Annotated in this window: 18 protein-coding genes; 10 read left to right on the forward strand and 8 right to left on the reverse strand. The window is 40.1% G+C overall.

Annotation, left to right across the window (positions count from 1 at the left end):
* Positions 1–14: 14 nt before the first annotated feature.
* From ACYVIL_RS14400 to ACYVIL_RS14410, 3 genes are read right to left on the reverse strand one after another with little or no spacing between them, the layout of a single operon-like run.
* The gene (locus tag ACYVIL_RS14400) at positions 15–473 is read right to left on the reverse strand and encodes a hypothetical protein (protein ID WP_460313008.1); all 459 of its coding nucleotides are present in this window, start codon (positions 471–473) and stop codon (positions 15–17) included.
* Positions 470–1,387: an RHS repeat-associated core domain-containing protein gene (locus tag ACYVIL_RS14405; protein WP_460313010.1), complete on the reverse strand. Its 918-nt coding sequence runs from the start codon at positions 1,385–1,387 to the stop codon at positions 470–472. The genes ACYVIL_RS14400 and ACYVIL_RS14405 overlap by 4 nt, the downstream gene beginning before the upstream one ends.
* The gene (locus ACYVIL_RS14410; protein WP_460313012.1) at positions 1,380–5,576 is read right to left on the reverse strand and encodes a DUF6531 domain-containing protein; all 4,197 of its coding nucleotides are present in this window, start codon (positions 5,574–5,576) and stop codon (positions 1,380–1,382) included. The genes ACYVIL_RS14405 and ACYVIL_RS14410 overlap by 8 nt, the downstream gene beginning before the upstream one ends.
* 539 nt (positions 5,577–6,115) lie before the next feature.
* Between ACYVIL_RS14410 and ACYVIL_RS14415 the strand changes: the two genes are divergently transcribed.
* The gene (locus ACYVIL_RS14415; protein WP_460313014.1) at positions 6,116–6,856 is read left to right on the forward strand and encodes a hypothetical protein; all 741 of its coding nucleotides are present in this window, start codon (positions 6,116–6,118) and stop codon (positions 6,854–6,856) included.
* On the opposite strand, the gene ACYVIL_RS14420 is transcribed toward ACYVIL_RS14415, so the two are convergent.
* Both ACYVIL_RS14420 and ACYVIL_RS14425 read right to left on the reverse strand, forming a co-directional pair.
* Positions 6,853–7,176: a hypothetical protein gene (locus tag ACYVIL_RS14420; protein ID WP_460313016.1), complete on the reverse strand. Its 324-nt coding sequence runs from the start codon at positions 7,174–7,176 to the stop codon at positions 6,853–6,855. The two genes, ACYVIL_RS14415 and ACYVIL_RS14420, sit on opposite strands and share 4 nt — an antisense overlap.
* Entirely contained in the window at positions 7,169–7,492 is a 324-nt protein-coding gene (locus tag ACYVIL_RS14425; RefSeq protein ID WP_460313018.1) for a hypothetical protein, read from the reverse strand. Before ACYVIL_RS14425 ends, ACYVIL_RS14420 begins: the two co-directional genes overlap by 8 nt.
* Positions 7,493–7,758: 266 nt before the next feature.
* Here ACYVIL_RS14425 and ACYVIL_RS14430 point away from each other — a divergent pair, with 266 nt between their 5' ends.
* Both ACYVIL_RS14430 and ACYVIL_RS14435 read left to right on the forward strand, forming a co-directional pair.
* Positions 7,759–8,319 (forward strand): recombinase family protein, encoded by a 561-nt coding sequence (locus tag ACYVIL_RS14430; RefSeq protein ID WP_460313020.1) that lies wholly within the window; start codon positions 7,759–7,761, stop codon positions 8,317–8,319.
* Positions 8,320–8,413: 94 nt separating this feature from the next.
* Positions 8,414–8,617 (forward strand): hypothetical protein, encoded by a 204-nt coding sequence (locus ACYVIL_RS14435; RefSeq protein WP_460313022.1) that lies wholly within the window; start codon positions 8,414–8,416, stop codon positions 8,615–8,617.
* A 203-nt stretch (positions 8,618–8,820) separates the two neighbouring features.
* Here ACYVIL_RS14435 and ACYVIL_RS14440 read toward each other — a convergent pair whose 3' ends face one another.
* Positions 8,821–9,333 (reverse strand): antirestriction protein ArdA, encoded by a 513-nt coding sequence (locus ACYVIL_RS14440; protein WP_460313024.1) that lies wholly within the window; start codon positions 9,331–9,333, stop codon positions 8,821–8,823.
* A gap of 585 nt (positions 9,334–9,918) precedes the next feature.
* Here ACYVIL_RS14440 and ACYVIL_RS14445 point away from each other — a divergent pair.
* Entirely contained in the window at positions 9,919–10,290 is a 372-nt protein-coding gene (locus tag ACYVIL_RS14445; protein WP_460313026.1) for a MerR family transcriptional regulator, read from the forward strand.
* Positions 10,291–10,490: 200 nt separating this feature from the next.
* Positions 10,491–10,880, forward strand: coding sequence for a carboxymuconolactone decarboxylase family protein (locus tag ACYVIL_RS14450; RefSeq protein WP_460313048.1), 390 nt, complete (start codon positions 10,491–10,493; stop codon positions 10,878–10,880).
* A gap of 517 nt (positions 10,881–11,397) precedes the next feature.
* On the opposite strand, the gene ACYVIL_RS14455 is transcribed toward ACYVIL_RS14450, so the two are convergent.
* Together ACYVIL_RS14455 and ACYVIL_RS14460 are read right to left on the reverse strand one after the other, a co-directional pair.
* On the reverse strand, positions 11,398–14,316 hold the full coding sequence (locus ACYVIL_RS14455) for an SEL1-like repeat protein (RefSeq protein ID WP_460313028.1): 2,919 nt from the start codon (positions 14,314–14,316) through the stop codon (positions 11,398–11,400).
* A 76-nt stretch (positions 14,317–14,392) separates the two neighbouring features.
* Entirely contained in the window at positions 14,393–14,620 is a 228-nt protein-coding gene (locus tag ACYVIL_RS14460; protein ID WP_460313030.1) for a helix-hairpin-helix domain-containing protein, read from the reverse strand.
* A gap of 389 nt (positions 14,621–15,009) precedes the next feature.
* On the opposite strand from ACYVIL_RS14460, the gene ACYVIL_RS14465 reads away from it, so the two are divergent.
* From ACYVIL_RS14465 to ACYVIL_RS14485, 5 genes are read left to right on the forward strand one after another with little or no spacing between them, the layout of a single operon-like run.
* Complete coding sequence (locus tag ACYVIL_RS14465; protein ID WP_460313032.1) at positions 15,010–15,225, forward strand: hypothetical protein; 216 nt, start codon at positions 15,010–15,012, stop codon at positions 15,223–15,225.
* Positions 15,222–17,006 carry a type IV secretory system conjugative DNA transfer family protein gene (locus ACYVIL_RS14470; RefSeq protein ID WP_460313034.1) on the forward strand — a complete coding sequence of 595 codons (1,785 nt, stop codon included), beginning with the start codon at positions 15,222–15,224 and terminating at the stop codon, positions 17,004–17,006. Before ACYVIL_RS14465 ends, ACYVIL_RS14470 begins: the two co-directional genes overlap by 4 nt.
* On the forward strand, positions 16,990–17,274 hold the full coding sequence (locus ACYVIL_RS14475) for a hypothetical protein (RefSeq protein WP_460313036.1): 285 nt from the start codon (positions 16,990–16,992) through the stop codon (positions 17,272–17,274). The genes ACYVIL_RS14470 and ACYVIL_RS14475 overlap by 17 nt, the downstream gene beginning before the upstream one ends.
* The gene (locus ACYVIL_RS14480) at positions 17,261–18,193 is read left to right on the forward strand and encodes a hypothetical protein (RefSeq protein ID WP_460313038.1); all 933 of its coding nucleotides are present in this window, start codon (positions 17,261–17,263) and stop codon (positions 18,191–18,193) included. Before ACYVIL_RS14475 ends, ACYVIL_RS14480 begins: the two co-directional genes overlap by 14 nt.
* Before the next feature lie 13 nt (positions 18,194–18,206).
* Complete coding sequence (locus ACYVIL_RS14485; RefSeq protein WP_460313040.1) at positions 18,207–18,854, forward strand: vWA domain-containing protein; 648 nt, start codon at positions 18,207–18,209, stop codon at positions 18,852–18,854.
* The last annotated feature ends 203 nt before the right edge of the window (positions 18,855–19,057 follow it).

A 19,057-nucleotide genomic window follows, 5' to 3' on the forward strand; every position in this document is an offset into this window, starting at 1 on the left:
TTGTCTTAATCCTATTATTTCGGGATATAAATATTAACCCACTCATCTTTTACCGCAGTACAGTCATTTTTGATCGACTCTGCCAACGTATTCGTTCTCAAATAGGCCAATGGGGTCATTATTTTGGGCTTTTCATAGGGATAAATCCAAAACAAATTACTATCAACGGAATCTTGCCCAATAAAGAATTCATTTTTAAGGTCACCAGCTTTAACCTCTAACTTGTAAAAACGTATTGGGCTTGAACCGCTTACTTTTGTCTGACTTCTTTTTTTAAAGTCACCAATGAATCCTAAATCATCAGTGATAGTCGTATTGCAAATGTAAATCTTTGACGTATTTGAGTGCTCAATTAAATTAACCTCTAATGACCTCAACTCTGCTGACTCTTTAAACATAAAGAATGCAGCAACAATAAAAATGATAATCACAAACAAAGCAAAATACAAAACTACCTTTTGTTTTAGTTTCATTTTTTCCCTCTACTTGGTAACGGAATTATCAAAGTATGCTCTACTCCACCGCTTGTACCAGCAGGTAGACCAACTCCTACACCGCCAGTAATAGAACCACCAGTGTAAGTGGGAGCAAATATAGCACTTCCAGACCCGACTATCCCCTCACCACCTCCAATAGTTTGAGTTCCAGATGATCCGTTTAAGTCTGTAATATTTCCTGCGTTCGTTAATTCCATCCCAGCTTCTAAAGAGGCTTCTGGCGTACCTCCACCATATTGAATAGATAATTGAATACCTTTATTACCTGAACTGTCTTTTACAAAACCTGCTTCTAAAGAAACACTAGGCCCGCCTGCTAAATTTACTTCAACAATCGTTGCCTGTGTACCTGAACTAGGAAAAGTTTCAGGCGGATTAAACTCTTCCATTGTAATATTTCCAGCTGCTAAATCCTTAACCGCTTGATCATTTTGTCTTTCTAACGGAATCGGTTCTCGTCCATTGGGATCGGTGTATTTATAAGGATTATTACTTGCGTATGTATAGCGATTAAACCCATGAATATTTCCTTTAGATATAAAACTTAACGCATCTACAGGATCATTCGAATAAAACCGCCCGATGACTGGATCATAGTATCGTGCCTGCATATAAATCATAGAGGATTCGTCGTCGTAAACATGCCCGGTAAAACTTGCCTTATCTTCTAACCCATTTGAACTTTCCGGTTCCCCAAATGGAGTGTAATGGTATCTGGCCCATACCTGCCCACTACTATTAGATTTAGCTACAACGGATCCTAACGAATCTGTATGAATATAGGTAACACCCGCGTATACAAAATTTGAAACTCCAATTAATACAAGAGCCAAACATGTCCAAAAGTTACTTCTGTTTTTTAATTTGCAAAAAATGTTTAGTTTAGTCATTGTAATAAATCCAAATAGGTTTCAAATAGCGCCAAGAGCTAGATCCATTTGGCCCTTCCGTTCTAAATCGATAATGGAGTTTTGCGTAGTTGTTCGGGTTGTAGTAACTCGAACTTGAGTTATATGGATACGCGCCAACCTTTGAGCCAGACAAACCGGAATATGGTAAGTGAGAAGTGAAGCTAATCGAGCCTGTACTCTCATTAGGTAAATAAGTATATTTGTGTAACCAATCGGTATCCTCATAGTTGCTTGAGTTTCCACTGGTTCCAAAATCAACTTTATACTCAATCTTTAAGGAGCTTCCTCCCGCATTCCATTGCATTGGAGCAGCAGTATCGTTATCCAAGTTTTGACTAAACAAGATTGCTGTTTGAGAGGAAGAGTATAAGTTTTGAGAAGCTCCATCTATAATAATACTTGTTATCCCACTTGGTGGCGTTGTCGATAACACTCCGCTTTTTTCTGCAACTTGTCTCTTATCAAGATAGACATGGTTGATATACGTGCTTTGGTCTTGCTGATACAGCAATGTACCATCTAATCCATAAAGAAAATATTGCGAGTCACCATCGGCGTATTTTATTATTCTTTTATCATTACCATCGTAGAGAAAACTTGAAGTCTGACCAGATTTCGTGAGTGAAGTTGTATGCCCAGCCAAATTATAATTGAATGTTATTGAGCCATTATTCTTGACATTACCTCTGTCATCGTAAGAAAAGTTATTAATGTGAGAACCGGATGTGCTAATCAACTTTTTGTTGGTGTCATAGTGATACGTTATGCTTTGTGAACCTATATTATAGTTTTCTATATTACCCATTTCGTCATAGTCGACTAAACCAGCCCCTTTGAAACTATCACTAATTGTTTTTATTCTATCCAAATCATCATAAATCAAAGCAATGTCATACGTTCTATTTTGATCATTTCTCAAAAATTTCATATTTCCATTAGCGTCGTATTCAAAATATTGGTCAATGGCTACAGTTGCCCCTTTTAAATCAGTAAAGTCTTTAGGTAAACCTGAATTGTATTGTAATTGACTATGAATAAAGCCATTTCCATATTCAAACTGTTTGATAGACCCATTTGCATGGTAACTTGCATCAGTGACGTAAGCCCCAACATTGGTAGACTGACCTAGAGCATTAGGAGAAAACGTTACTAATTCACTATCGGGATATATAATACTGCTTAAATTTTTAAGATCGTCATATCCATATACAAACTGGAATAATCTATCATCGACAGTCATACTTTCTGCACTTAAAAGCCCTACCTGATTGTAACTGTAATTGTTTTCTGTCCTATCTGTGACTATTTTGACTAAACGTTTGTCTCTGTCATAAACAAATGTTTTATCTAACGATGAGTCTCCGTAATCGATTGTTTTTATTTGGCCATGATTATTGTAGGTATAGTCGATTCTTTGTGAGCTTGAAAATGACGTATCGCAAGAGGAGTTTGAAGTGGATACGCTATTACCAGACGCCTTAGTTATCACCAACCCAATGTTATTGTGCAAAAAGCCGGTAGCACCACTGTCTGGACGAACAATTTTACACAGCCTTTGTTTGCTGTCATAAACGCGCCATTCAGAGATTCCCCCCTGAGTTATGCTTGTTACATTTTCAAAAACATTATAATTGATATTCGTAATTGTATTTTCAGGGGCAATTATTTGAACTAATTGCTCATTATAGGGTTTGCCAAAAGCTAAAAATTTATCAGTAAATTCGTTTCCTTTATTGTCTATTCTTTTTCGCCTATTTTGATTTAGATATTCATAAGTTACTGAACCGCTGAACGTATTGTCATTTTCCAACAGCACTCTAGAAAGAACATCGTAATCTAGATTGGTACCATAAATAGCCGAAGAACTATTACTTGGTTTACTAACATATGTGTTTCTATTGAACGCATCATATTTATGATACATAAATGTATTGGTAAGTGAGTCTGTTAAATCTTGGGTTCTTTCTAAAACATTTCTATAAAAACCATCATAATAAATAGTTGAACGCTTGTTACCTGTTTGAATAATTTGTTTCTGCATGCCAGAAACGATATGTGATAAACCATCATTACCCGAGGTAAGCGAATAAGTGATGAATGTAGGTTCCCAAGAGCCGTAACAATAAGATATGGAAATTAGTCTTGAAGCGTCATCCCAACTGTAGTTATTACATTGTTTATTCTCATAGTCTTTAATTTGGCTTACTCGTCCTGAGTTATCCACATAACGATAAGCATATTGAAAACCGGTAGATTCAGGGAGGTACTTTTTAAATTGTTGAGCTTGCCCTCTTTTATAGTTCCCTAATTCAATTTGCCTATTTGTATCATTAATAATGATTAATTTAGGAACCCCAATATGCGAACCAGATAAATGATATGAACTGAAGCGTTTAAGCAACATTCCGTTCTTATATACGTAGTTTGGCAAGCCTTTGTAATCACCACTATCGGAGTGATAGGTCATACCAGAGACTTTTTTATAGTTGCTATCGGTACTGGAAATCGAGTGAAACGTTTGCCGATTCAGAATCCACAATAATCGACTGTGAGACAATCCAACATTATTATATCTCACATTACTATTAAAATTATTCGATTCTTTCCATTTTAGCGGTTCCCCGTATTTATCAAAAGATAAATACTCTATTTCAAACTCGTCAATACCACCACTATTGTAAAATTTTTCAATTTTGTTAACTAAGCGGGACTGGCCGCAATTTTTAAATTCTCGTATTGAAAACCTCGTACAACCGACTTCACCTAATTTTAAAAAGTCCCAATCGTTTGTAAGGGTATATTTCAACACATTATTTTCATATATCGACTCACTTAAAAGCAATCCATCCGTTGCAGCTAAACCTGAGCCTCTATTAGTAGGATTTTGAGTCACCCTTTTAAAAGTGCTTACAAATTCATATGACTTTTCAGAACTACTTTCTTGTTTAGTAGTGATGATATTACTTGTTTCATACTCTCTTGAGTACGTGATTGTTTTTGTATCTAATCCAACTCCACTAACGACTTGTGTTTTTACAACCGGCCGATAACAAATTCCTGGACAAGGGGTACATGGCAAATAGGTGGAACAGACTGTTTCAGAGCCGTTTTGGTCAAGGGTTTCAAATGAAAAGATCGTTTCTGCACCGGAAGGCAATAAAATACTACTAATTATAGATCTATCAAAATTACCTGGCGGATCGAATAAGCTCCAATTGTATGATGTAACCTGATTTTCGCCGTCTTCAAATTCATCTAAATAATTGTTGTTTGTTCCAGCGTAGCTGTAATTTAATATAGTTGTGCCATAGGCTATGGTGGAGACTTTCGGGTATGTCGACTTATCAATGTAAGTAATATTAATTTCTGTTCCTTCTGAGTTTTCTATCTTATTCAGAAGAGGGACATTATAGAACGTCTTCCCATTTGACGTTACAGTTATATATTCGTAACTAAAGTCTACGAAATTTCCAAACCTATCTTCTATTTTATCAACATAGTATTGCCTAGACTGGTAGTCTGGGTTTCCAGTACTACTGCCTGCTTGATAATAGTGGGTATGACCGTTTAAAAAAGAGATCTTCCGTCCATCAGGTGTGTTTATAATAAAATTATCAGAACACCCATCTAGAATATAATTTCCGATCAATAATGAGGCAGTAGATGAAACGTTCATTTTAAGGTCTGATGTAGAAGCCATCCCTATGCTAGCGCCCAGAACTTTACCATCCACATAAATCTCGATTGTATCAACTTCTGTACAGTTTGGTCTTTCGGGGACATAAGTACCGGGACCAGTTAACCGAGTCGTTTTTATTCGTGGAAAATCAAATGTCCATCCTGGACCAAACTGAACAAAAGTGTTTGCAGGGGAGTAATGTGAAGAATATTTTCGCTTAATCGCTACGTCCATTCCTCTGGGACCTGGAATGTTCATGTCTGTAACAGACAAACTTAGTTCACCAGTTTGTAAACTTACATTGGAAGAAGGGAAATCGTTAGCATAAATTTCTTCAATTGAATATTCCGGAGAAGTTAAGTCTTCCACGTCAGAGAAATCGGTTGAAGAGCCCTCGGCTAAAGACAAGCAGCTATATAAGTTAAATACTATGAACAGAAAGAAATTTGGAAAAGTTTTGCTGTGAATATTTGCCATCGAAGACGTCATCGTGCATTCCTTTTTAATAGTTCCATGGATTTTGGATAAAAAGGTATTTGAATAGTATTACAAAAGAATGACTTCTAAAATTTTATTGTTCAGGAAACTAAAAAAATTCACGGTAAGAGCACATGGAAATTAAACTCCAAGCAATAGTTTTGCTCTAAAATTGTCGTCTAAGGCAGCCATTTTGAATTTTAGCTTCATACTGGCTTTGCGAGTGGCATCGTTTTTAACGATATTTAATGCGACTTTCCTCAAGGCGTTCATCACCTCAGCTGAATTACGGGCATAAAGATAGGGATTTTATTTGCTGGTGATGAGCCACTAAACGTCACAGACGTTCTTAAAAGCGCGCATCCAGACTACCAATTTTGCATCATCGATACGGATGAATTATCAGCGGATGATGTCGTTGAATACTTCATAGACTAACCGTAAGTTCATTCTCTCTAACAATAATCACGCACTTTTTGACTCTTTTAACCTTTTTGTTGTATGTTGGAAGGGTATAATTTATGCCGAAACAATAACAAGGATGGTGTTGGGTGGTAGGTGATAATGGATATGCAAGCCCTGAACATGTGGGTTTGGATAGCAAACCAAAAGATATTCAAGATAAGGTGGATTACGCCACCGAAATCATGGGCGAAACGGCTGAACGTATTGCACGTTTTCTTCCTGATAGCGCCGTTGATTTTTACGGCGATGACAAGAAGAAAAAAGATGAGCGCCGCCATCTCAGCATGTTTGAGCAATTAATGCTGGATGCAGCCTATAAAGCTGCCTACGACAACGCCATTCGCACTCTATATGAAACACAGAACGCTGTTTATGAAGCGCTCAAGGAATCTGGCGAAGCGCTGCAATTAGCTGAAGCCAAACACAATGATATTCTAGAGCGCGCCAGCACAATGTCTGATGGTACGCGGGTATTTTTAGATGATGATGGCAGTGCCTATACCGAAGATGGCCGCAAACTTACCGAAGATGAATTTGTGCAAGTGGAATGGAAAGACAACAGCCCATCATGGTCTGAATTCAAAGACAGCACAGAAACGGTTGAAAAAGCACAAGAGCGCAATATTCAAATTCAGCGTCATAGTGATCGCTTAGAAGAAATTGAGCATGAGATTAGAGATGTAGAACATCCGCCATCTAAAGAACGCACGGAAGAATTAACCAAAGAAATGGAAGAAATTCAGCGCACAGTTGATATGTCTGGACAAGATGCAAATCTACAACTCAGTGACTCAACGCCAGTTGTCGTACCAGAATTAAAATTCTAATCCCAATACTTTCCACATTCTCGCTCTGTCAAAGCGACCATAATGGCACTTGGAATAATATCAGGGTATTTCTTCATGCTGGACAATATGAGACTGTTTCGTTCTGCGCGCTTGTCGCTGTAATACCATTGCATTACGCACAATCCTTTTTCCTTACTCTTACTTGCAGCTACTTGCCCTAGAGCGTCCATAGCGCCGCGTATCCAATATTTCTTTTGCACGTCAGGCCATTTCAAAAAATCCCGTGCTTTAAATTCATCAGCTTGAGCGATGCCTGTCACTGCTAAGAGCAAGCCCAGAGCTACTATTAATTTACGCATAATTTTTCTCCTTATATTGTACATATGGGGCTGGCTCATTTGGTTGCTCAAGTAACAGTGCGCTATCGAATAAAGCACTAAACAAAGCCTGCCGCGCGATGATGGCGATAACCCACAGCGCGATAACTAGGATGCGGTAGACAATAGGCTCAATCAGAAAGCCAATTCCAAAGCAGATAATCCCGACAATGGCGCTCGGCCAAAACGAATCTAAAATGGTAATCGCATAGACATAACCAATGATAAAACCCGCTAATGGGAATATGCCGCCAAGCGGTGTTTGTTTTGTGCGCATAGGCTGTGATTGTTTTGCCATGACAACGCCCTCCATCCACAAAAATCTGTTGTTATAAAATTGATTGCTTTGGGCTTTTCTGTGCGACTTTGCTATCAAACAAAAAGGAACGTTTTTGCTAGATTCGAATTAGGGATAAATTCCTGTATATCTAGATGGCCTGTACGGCTTTATAGACAGGGATTTTAGGACGAGCTTGTTGTAGGGAAGGTAAGAGCGCGTTGCTTTAAACAAATACGTTCCTTTATGTCTAACCTTTATGGAAAGAATCTCGGAAAGGATTTTTCATGCGCAAATTGGGCTATATTCGCACCTCCACCAGCGAGCAGTTAATTGACCGTCAGGTCATGCAATTGCACGATGAATGCGATGAGGTATTTATTGAAGATGGCGTTTCAGCAGTTAAAAAACATCGGCCTGTCTACCAAAAGCTGATGGCGGAACTACAAACTGGCGATATGTTTATTGTGCTCTCGCTTGACCGTGTGTTTCGCTCGGTGATTGACTCACTGAATGAGCTGAACAAGATGCAGCAGCGCGGCATTCATTTTAAATCTCTTAGCCAGAATTTTGATACCACTACGCCTGATGGTCGCTTTTTATATACGATTGCGGCGGCGCTGGCGGCGTGGGAGCGTGAAATCTTGAGCCAGCGCACCAAAGAAGGCTTGCAAGCCGCACGGCGCAGAGGAAAAACGCTTGGTCGCCCTAAAAAGCTAGATGCGGCTCAAATTGAACAAGCGCGCTTTTTATTAGAAACAGATGTCTACTCGTCTATGGTTCAAGTCGCAGAACATTTTCGGGTGCATGAAAAGACTATTGAACGAGCGCTTTGTTTTGAGAAATAAGAATTTTTAATTAGGGTGAGAGGAAATTGGGTATCACGTCACTTGATCGCGTGTAAGACAAAATAATTATAAACGCCAATATGTGGAGGTACCCATGGCATCAAGATATTACGTCAACAATCAAGCGCAAAACACAGGAGAGCGAGAAGTACATAGCGCTGAATGTACTCACTTACCAAGCAACAAAACGGATTTAGGCAGTCATCTCTCCTGTCATAGTGCAGTGACTGCTGCTAGAAGATATTACTCCAATGTAGATGGTTGCTATTATTGTTGCAGGCCGTGTCATACACGTTAACCATAGTTAAACAACGACTATATCCCCTCCGCCGCAACATGAGATAGTTTATACTACGCGATCTTCTTTGCGGCACGGGCGAATTAAATTGTTAATCACTTTGCTATGGCTCGACCTTTCTGTTTATTTAAAGTTTGTGTGGTGCAATTTTGATTCAATTTTACACCTCAAAACATTGTTCACGAAGAAAAGTGGCTCTGAAGCTAAAAGCTCCAGAAAATATGCACTTTATCATGTTGGGTTTTAATGGTGATGATATCGCCGCTCATTTCCATGTCTCGCCCCATTTTTTCGTAGTCGATATAGAGTTGAAGATGCTCGGGGATATCACTGGTTTGCTCTGTGAGTTCCTGCGCATAATCAGACACGCTAATAAAACAGCCGTAATAATGCTCTTGTGCAGCGGTCATTGCATCGTCAATATTACCGAAATAGCTCAGTAGTGCTCCGCCGAAATCTGAATATTCTTCGATAAAACAGGCGATATTATGCACGTCTTCAAATCCTTCATATTCACTTATGCCGTATCCATCAAAGCCTTCATAATCATGAATAGCCCATTCTTCTGCGCCTTGCTCTGGGCTGCTTGCCAGCATTTCATTAACCTGCTCTTGAATGTCTTCCACGTCTTGCGTGGCATCAATCCAAACGCCGTGCAGTTTCCCATTATTATAAGCTGCCAAACATGCCACATAAATTCTGATTTCGTTGTTCATTGTCTTTGCCCTTTATTCGCTGTTGAGGTTTAACGCAGCGCGTAAAACGCCGCGCTTGAACCTCTGGCGACTAGGCCGACTAGGCGGGGGTGAAAAAATCCAGAAAAATTGCGGAGGGTCTAGCTCCGCTGGAAACCGTCATTTTTCTTGATATTGAGCGAACAAGACTGCTCAAAAAGGGGATCGAGGTGTCCCCGTTAAATAAAGTGACAAACGATGTCGCACTTATAGCGACACACATGCTATCCCTTAGTTTGCTATGACTGACAACTAAATCAACAATTCTCACTTACCTGCTCAATGTCTTTTCCTTTTTTGGGCGAGAAAAGACATTGTTCAGCTAAGTGCAAAGGAGCCTGCCATGATGGTTGCCATCCAAAATCAGATTAAACACAAATCACTGTCTGAAATTACTTCATATACTAAGCCCTACTTTTTGAATTCTCTGATTACTTGATCTCGACATCGAACTATCCTTGAATAAGTTAATAATCAAATGGTGGTCAACTAAAATACTAAGGCGGTATTTATTGATAATATCTGACAAGAATAAATGATACTGGTTACTGATGAGGAGAAGACATTATGAATGTGGCAGAATTTTCAAAGCGAGTGGGCACAAGCCCTCATACCATTCGCTACTATGACAAGGCTGGTTTATTTGATGATATTCGCCGCCTTGCAAGCGGCCATAGGTGCTTTTGCGAAAAGGATGTTGTCTGGTTTGAATTCATTCAACGGCTAAAAGAGACAGGTATGTCTATCGGGCAGATACGTGCATATGCAGAGCTTCGCAGAAAAGGTAAAGAAACTCTCGCCTCTCGACAAGCAATACTCAAGGAACACTCATATAAACTCAATCTACAAATTCAAACGCAGCAACAGCACCTCGAAAAGTTGAATGAAAAAATTAATCTCTATCAATGTGCATTAAAAGGAAAGATTGCGCTTGACTGAGAGTTAACTCTAAGGCTTAGCCTTAGATACATGGTAGAACAGTGAATAGTGATACGATGCAGACAACCTCAGAAAAGCCAGTTGAATCGAGGCGTGATTTCCTAAAAACGTCAGCAATCCTAATCGCTGTTTCATATGGGCACATTATGCTAAATGGCTGCTCAATCCTACCGAGTTCAACGTCAATGGAGGAATCAGTAATGAACAACGATTTGAATGATAGATATACGCGTGGTTGGCAAAAACTAAAAGAGATAGACGGCGAGGCTGGTGAAAAGGTTATCGAAGCACTCAAAGACATTGCGCCAGATCTTGGCCGCTACACTATCGAATTTCCTTTCGGCGATGTGTATAGCCGTGAGGGTTTGGATTTGAGATCACGAGAGATAGCAACAGTCGCAGCACTCTCAGCAATGGGAAATGCCGCTCCCCAATTAAACGTACATATTAATGGCGCACTCAACGTTGGTTGCAAACCACATGAAATCGTTGAAGTGATCATTCAAATATCGGTGTATGCGGGATTTCCAGCCGCCTTGAATGCTGCTGCCGTTGCGAAATCCGTGTTTGCAGAACGGGGGATCATATGAACAGCACGGGTTCGTAAAACCGCGATCTTCTCGCATTCTTAGTCGGCTCACGATTGGTTCTGGTTTCCAAAGGGCAGGAATACGTTCTCTGGTCGATGGGTTCCATGGGGAGAGCTGAAATCTCCTTTGGTCATGGGATTGTTAAGGGTAGCTAGAATGCTCCCTAACTGCTGTTCAAACGGGCAATCGTTTGCTGATATTTTCTACCCAGAAAATATCAAGGCATGGGGATAAAACGGGGTGTGCAACAAGCCCCTTTTCAAGTGCCCTTACGATTTTTGAAACAAATCACAGTGTGATTTTTTTCAAAAAGAAATTCGTAAGGGACATCTTGCAATCAACAGAATGATCCAAACCAAAAGCGGGAGGAATTCTAAAAGCGGTCATCCCATCAAATTACTTACCGTAGACTTACACTGTATAAAAATCTCGACTGTCAGTTTAGATTTGAGCTAGTACAATTCTATTTGTTAACACCAAGCGACTTTGTCGTATCTTAATTACCAAGCAATTATATTCATTTTTTATTAAACCACTCAATAGATTCAATAGCATTTTTTGTGCAACCAACACCATCCCTCAAGCATCGCCCAAGTTCTGAATATGCTTTACTAAATCCATTTTCGGCAGAAAACTTGTAATATTCAAACGCTTTTAATAAATTTTGGTTTATGTATTTTCCCTGTTCGAATATTACGCCCAGTTGATATGAAGCCCTTAACTCCCCTTCATTGTGCAGCTCAATGTACCATTCAATTATGGAGTCAAAATCTTCGGATTCTGGAATCTGGTGTTCAAATAAAAAATCTAAATTCTCTTCTGCTTGTTTTAATCCTTTGGTTTCAGCATATTTATACCATTGAAAGGCTTTTTTGAAATCTTGTGTCACACCTATACCTTTTGAATAGCATAAGCCCACATTGAATTCTGCTTCTTTTAGACCTCTTTTAGCTGATTCAAGATACCAATAAAAAGCTAAATCAAGATCTATTCCCACTCCTTTCCCCAACTCATAACTTGAACCGAGGTTTAGCATTGCAGCTTCATCACCCTTTTCAGCTGCAAGTTTGAATAGGCCAAAGGCTTTCTCCAAATCTTTTGGGACTTCATCAGAATATTCATAGAACCAACCTAAATTGCTAATTGCTGCTGCATGTCCTAATGTAGCGCCTTCTGAAAAGTAAGACAGAGCTTTATCAATATCTTTTTTAACCCCAAAACCGTTAGCATACATCCAACCAAGGTTATTGGGAGCCGATACGCAGCCTAAAGTTTTTGCTAAAGAAAAATACTTCAATGCCAATTCGAAATTTTTCTGAATACCTATACCATTTAAGTAAAACCAGCCAAGGGATGATGTTGCATCAGGGTCTGCTCTAGATACGTTATATTGACAATAAGATAAAGCCTTAGTTGGGTTATATTTAAACCAATTAGTACGATCAACAAGTCTGATCAATAAATAATTTCTTAAGTCCGTAAACCCATGTCGTCCTGATAATTCTTTGTCAATAAAAGTTAAGAATTCTGAAGGAATTTCCACATTGCATTTGATAAAATTTTCACAAATAGACTTAGTGACAAACAAAATGTGGAATTTCGCGTTTTGTAATTCAATTGAATTTAACAATATGTTTTTTGTACAACGATGATGTGGAAAGTCTTGAGTAAGTCTTTCCAAAAACGAAAGCATTGATAGAGGTGCCAAGTTCCAAGCTACTTCGACAATTTTTTTAAGCTTGCCATTTTTTTCGCCGTAAAATAAAACGAACCACTCACCTAATAAATCTGGCTGTATTCCATATATTATTGACTCTGTGTTATCACTACTTGTTAATACTTGTGCATTCAATAAAGTTTCGGAGTTTAGTTCACTAATGTCATTTTTAGTATGTATATCTCTTTCTAATTCTATTTCTGAAACAATGGTAGCCAAGATTACTAAATTTACAGAATCATTGTCGTCTAATAGTTTGAATTGACGTGACTTAAAAACTTCATTCCAACGTGCTAAGAATTCTCTTTGCAGTACTGAAGTCAATAGTCCTTGACGAGTAATATGCCTTTCACTTTCGTCATATGATAGCTCTTGCCCCAAAAAAAATGCGTACAAAGGTCTACCACTACTATCAATTTGGTTAAGTATTTTTTCAATATCTTGGTCTGATTTTTTGATAATAGTCTTATTTTCTTTAAATGCTATTTTTCTAACTAGTTGAACCAAATGACAACTACAAAGCTCTTTTAACTCAATGAGGCCATCCAAAAATCGACTATTTACAAGTACCTGATCTTTTCCTTCTATATGATCGTTTAATTTCAAAAACCAATTTGCATAGGTATCTATATGTAGACTCCCAAATGTCAAAGCGTCTCGCAGAGGCCTAGCGTAAGGAGTATTTTCTTTGTTATCCCATCTTTGTCGTTCAACTAGCAGAAGACGAACTGGTGCTAATATATCTCCTTGAGTGAGTCTTATTGAGAGAATTTGAATAATTACTTTTATTTTTTCTTCACGTCCTAATATGTAATCAAGCACCAATAGATGCGGCCTATTAGGCTGCCATTCAGTCCATTTACTTGAGAACATTTCTATAGCTGAATTATTGAGTAGCCCCGCAGACCATCCTAATTCTTGAGCATGGAGAGTGAGGTCATATGCCAGTCGACTTTTTCCTTGCCCTGCAACGCCTGCCAATTGAAACCATAAAAATTTTTCTGGTGCATTAAGAAAATCTCTAAGCTTCTCTTGCTCTTTTTTCCGACCAACAATATCTAGTGCGAATTTGCTTCCGTAGTAGTAAATACTATTCTTTTGAGGAGGGGGACTTAAAAAAGGTTGCGGAGAATTAGGAACTTGACTGTTGATTTTGTCCTTATCAGTAATAGCCTCTTTTTTCCGTATTTGATACTGCTCCAATACGTCATTGGCTAATGTCTTAACAAAGCTTTGATTTAGCGGCCAAAAATTATTTCGGTTAGTTTTGTGAACATCTTTAATAAAAGTAACAAGGTGTTCATATATAGTTTTTTTATTCAGTAACGCCGATATGCAAAATACAGCCTGCATAGCTTCATAGCCAATCGGATCTGAGCCAAATTTCAAAAAACCATCGTATGTTTTTTTTTCACTTCCAAGTCCAAAATCAATTAGGTCATCCTGAAACCTTCGTTCACTAAAGAAACTTTCATCAGTCATAAAAGCTTTTATATTTTTTCTAAAAGGCGACCTTATTTCAGGATCATAAAAGTTTATTTCACCGAGTTCATTTATTTGAGATCTTACTTCATGTAGATATTCAAATCCTCTACCCGCTTGTGTATTTTGCGCGCCACACCCTGCAAAACAAATAATTGAATAAAGAATTTTTGCGTTTTCGGAAGGTAAAGAATCAAAATTTTTTTCAATTTTACTTTTTAAGACACTAATTGCCATAAGTTAGCCATCAAACCTGATATAGCGATACTTGAGACTAAACTACCGCTAAGATGACTAAAAATCTATATGTCCTTTAATCTGGCTCTCTGTCAAGAAGACGTTGATAATCGTCTTTATAGAATTCTAGCTGCAACTTTCCAGCTCCGCCATGAATATCAAGCACGGCTTTTTCAAATAATTGAGATAGGAACTCTCCTTCCTCAATATCCTCGTGCTTGAGCGCCTTCCGCAGAGCGTAAATTGCATCTCCTCGTAAACCTTCAGAAGTAAAGGTCGTTCTCGGATCACGTTGTTTTGTCATTTTACAAATCCTTTTCGTAAAACTTTCCCTTATCTTTGTCATAAAGACAATACTCATTAGAGTCAATAAAAATAAGGTTTGCAGAGTTGTCGAGACGAGTTGCACGAATTTCATTCGTGTAACTCAGGCTTACACGAAAATTACGACATCCAAGTTTTTTACTAGTCCTTTTAGAGTTCAACTTAACGGAAAAACGTTGAGGTGACTCCCATGAGAAAATTAGTTCTTATAGTGTTAATCGCGATGGCCATAGAGGTTTCAATAGCTGGCATCGCCTATTGTGCTTATCAGCAAGATATCGCTTTCAGCTTATCTTTTTCAGGACTACTGGTCTTTTCAATAATTGAGCTAGTCAAAACTCTAGATAGTGCGGATAGGAGGCAGTCGTAATGATTGCCTCTCAATCTGAAACATCATTCTGGTTCTTACCTGCTAAAAAAATACTTAGCTGGCTAGAACTGATTTTCGACATGTACTTGATGCCTGATTTAGAGCGTATGGCGCTAGGTTTCATTACGTTAATATTCTGGCTTTACGTTTTAAAAGCCATCATTGCAATCATCCAAAAAATTCTGGGGTTCCAGCCGCAGGAGCGTCAAAGATGAACGCGTTAATCGAGCAATTCATTGCCCAATTAAAGCTATGGTTGACATTACTGCAATCATGGTGGCTGACATTACCACTAGAGCAGCAGGTTGGTTATGCGCTGTTATTCATAACAGGCTGGATCAGTGCTGAGCTTGCGTTATTTATGCTTAAAAACACCCTCATTTTTATTATGCGGCGTTTAGGCCTGTCTTCACCTGAATTATATAGGGTCTTTCCGCGAACGCTACCTTGGCGTTCTTTGCTTAAAATTTATCTGGCATTCTCTCGCTGGCGCGAAATGCTGTTTAAACTCGGCAAAGTTTCGACTGGCGGCTTTGCCTCAGTGCTCTCTACCCTGACTAATTTGAACCGTAAGAATACCCTTTTATTGGGCATCATATGGTTATGGGGATTTAGGATATATCAGCCTATTGGCGTAAAACTGAACAAGCATGTTCTCGTAATTGCAGGAACTGGTTCAGGTAAAACCTCTTCAATGATAGCCAGTATCGAAAACTGGAATGGCAGCGCGTTTATTATTGATCCCACTGGCATCATAAATGGTGCGTTGGCGGCCAAGGATATAAAACGCATTTGGATCACGCTTGAACCCTATAGCGACTATAGCGCACAAATTAATCCATTTGATGATCTCAAAGCCGCGCAGCGGCGTGAAGGTGATAATGCTGCGGTTACATGGGCATATCGTATAGGGCAAAGCTTTATTCCCACCTCAGAAGGCAGTAAACAGCCCTACTTCACCGATGCCAGTCGCGGTATGTTTGTCGGTCTAGTTCTGCATGTTTTGACTGCTCACCCTGAAACAGATCACCATTTGGGCACAGTGCGAGACCTTATTATTCATGGCTACCGTGTTTATCATGAAGATGGCTCTCTTGATAGTACACCTGAAGAAGCGCGCCAACTTCTTTATAAAATGATGCTGGATAATCCCTCTTTTGAAGGCGCGGTGGCTGGTGCAGCTGCGCCATTTATTAATGCCTCTTCAGAAACACGCGGCAATCTGGAATCAACACTACAAGAGCGCACAAAAGTGCTCGATATTCCTTCGGTTAGACGGTTCTTTAAGCGTACAACAATGCCATTGAGTGTGCTGAAAACCCGCAATGATGTGGTTTTCACACTCAACATTCCGCTTTATTCCCTGCGTGAAGAATTACGGGATGTTGCAAGGCTTATCCAGAATCTAGTGTGTTACACCTTCGAAAGCGTTAAAACACGCAAAGGCACTTGTTTAATGGTGGTCGATGAAGTGCAGGCGCAAGGCTATAACCAAAGCTTGGAAATATCTCTTCCTGTCGCGCGTTCACAAGGTCTGCTCATCATCGCAATCACGCAAGATGTTGAAGGATTAAAAGCCTCCTATCCAAAGACCTATCAGGGTTTTATCGGAGGCGCAGACGTGGTGCTGTGGATGGGTACAGCGCACCCACAAAATCTGACGATGCTCAGCCAGATATTAGGCAAAAAAACCATCATCGAAAAAGACAAGCTCACGGGGCGTAAATCATATCGTGATGTCGAGGTGATGAGTCCTGAACAGATTGGTCGTTTCCTTGACCCAGCCAGCGGCAACATGATTGTCACCCGCGCGGGAAAACGCGCTTGGCGTTTAAAAATCGACCCGTATTTTACCGCATTACCTGTTTGGCGTTATTGCCCTGACCCCGACCACTCGGAAGCCTTACTGCGCCGCATAACGCGATTTGTGCTTTCGCCCTTTATCCGAAAATCAAAACAATCCACTAAGGAGAACCACCATGACAAGCAATCCTGAGATTAATGTGATGACGCGCATTAAAGAGGCGGCGTCCAATCTCACAACACCACCTTGGCACTTGCTCAAAGGCGAGTTTTTACGTCGCAAACAAGCAAGAGAAAATGAAATCGCAACGCTGGAACAGCAATGCGCGGCCTTTGAGCAACAGGCGCTTGCAGCAGCCACAGCGATTTTAACGCGGCATCAATTCTATGTGCTCTCCACGCCTAAGAATTATCAAGAGGCCATTAACCAACTATTGGAGGTTAAAAATGAACGCAAGTAATGTGTTTACGACCGATGGGCGCGTGTTGCTTACCCGCGCAGTTCAAAAAAGCAAATTGGCGAGCTGGAAAGTCCCCTTACAAGTCATAGGGCTTGTTGCCTGCACTTTGGCGGCGATTGGCGCGATGAGCTTTGAGTGGGAAATCATGAGCCGAATATTTAGCTATCTGGCGGGAGCAGAGAGTGAATATTGGTCGCCATGGATCATGGGGTTTAGCTCACTCATCATCGTTCTAGGGCTGCATTTTTTAGCCATGAAGCATCCAGACCACCAAGCCCTTGCGACGTTGGAGCGCATTGCTGGTGGTCTCATGCTGATATTTCTGATTGGAATTGGCTTATTGCTTGCGGCCATGCTCTATCAAGACGGGTTGGGGGATATTTTAGGTGAAGAAATATCGCTTCCACCTCTTGGCGATGATATCCCGACATCTTCATTAGGCGCGATGGTGTGGCTTGATGCACTGATGCGAAATATCGGAAACCCACTGGCCACACTAGCGTTTTCACTGGGTATTGGCTCGCTGACGTTAATGAGCGTGTTTGTAACCCACAACGCCCTGAACTTTGGCCAACAATGCTTCACGAACCTGTTTGTTCGCATCAATATGCGCAAAGAGGATATACAAGATTTACAGACGTTTTTGTCCGCGCAGCATGACTATGAAACCATGCAACAAGCACTGCTTCTTTGTTATCGCCGTGATAATGAGACGCTGCTCCACGACATTGCAGATGAAGCCTTAACCGCTCACCACGAAGGCTTAGCGCCTACCGCGCGCGCCTTGAGCGATGCACGGTTGATGGCACGCGATATTCCTTTCGCTGATAAACCAAACCTCGACATCAAGGAAATGGAAAAGCGCCTCAATGCGCTGAATGCCACCTCTTATGATGATCTGATTAAATTAATCAAATAAACGGAGAATACCCATGCTGAAATCTCATTTATATTTTAAATCTCTAGTCGTGATCACCATGTTGCTTGTTGCTAGTTTATCCCTGCCCTTACAGGCCAAAACGCTCACCATCGCCTTAGATTTGAGTGGCTCAAATCCATTGCTCATTGATAAGACCTTTAATCAAGGGGCTGTTTATTATGTATCGGAAGCCATAAGCGCCTTAGAGCTAGGCGATGAGGTGAATATTCAAACCTTTGGTGACTTGCGTGACCCAACCAACTTCAAGCAATTCATGCTGCCGATTAAGCGCCACAACGCTAAAAAAGTCGCGCGTCAGGTTGCAGGCTTTATTGCAAGCCTACCCAATCAACAAAAGGCTCAAGGCTCAACCAATCTGATTGCATGGTTTGGGCGCAATCAGTTTGGTTGCAGCAATGAGAGCGACATCATTGTGTTAACAGATGGGATTGAGGCCTCTGAATACGTTAACCCTAATAAATTACTGAACGGCACTCAGGCGCTTCCTACACCCAATGAGTTTGTGGCGCTTTCTGGCTGCGGTGTGACTTTTTATGGTTTAGGCGTGGGCAGGCAGGACAAAGAATTGCTCGCGCTGCGCCGTGCGTGGCTGGCCTATTTTGAGCAAGCAGGTGCGCAATTTATTGCGGTAGTGAAATAGCAAACGTTGAAAAATAAATGTATTTCACAACCTAAAGTGCATACAAATGTGTGTACAACCTTAACGATTATTTAATGTGTCACCGGCAATGTAAAACTGACCCACTAACGGTAATTTAAAATTGACCCACCTGAGGCACAATTGCCACTGATTCTGAAAATGAAGAGGCGGCGTGGATGCAATGTTAGATCAGGAGTCATTAG

This window comes from Aliiglaciecola aliphaticivorans (assembly GCF_054782055.1).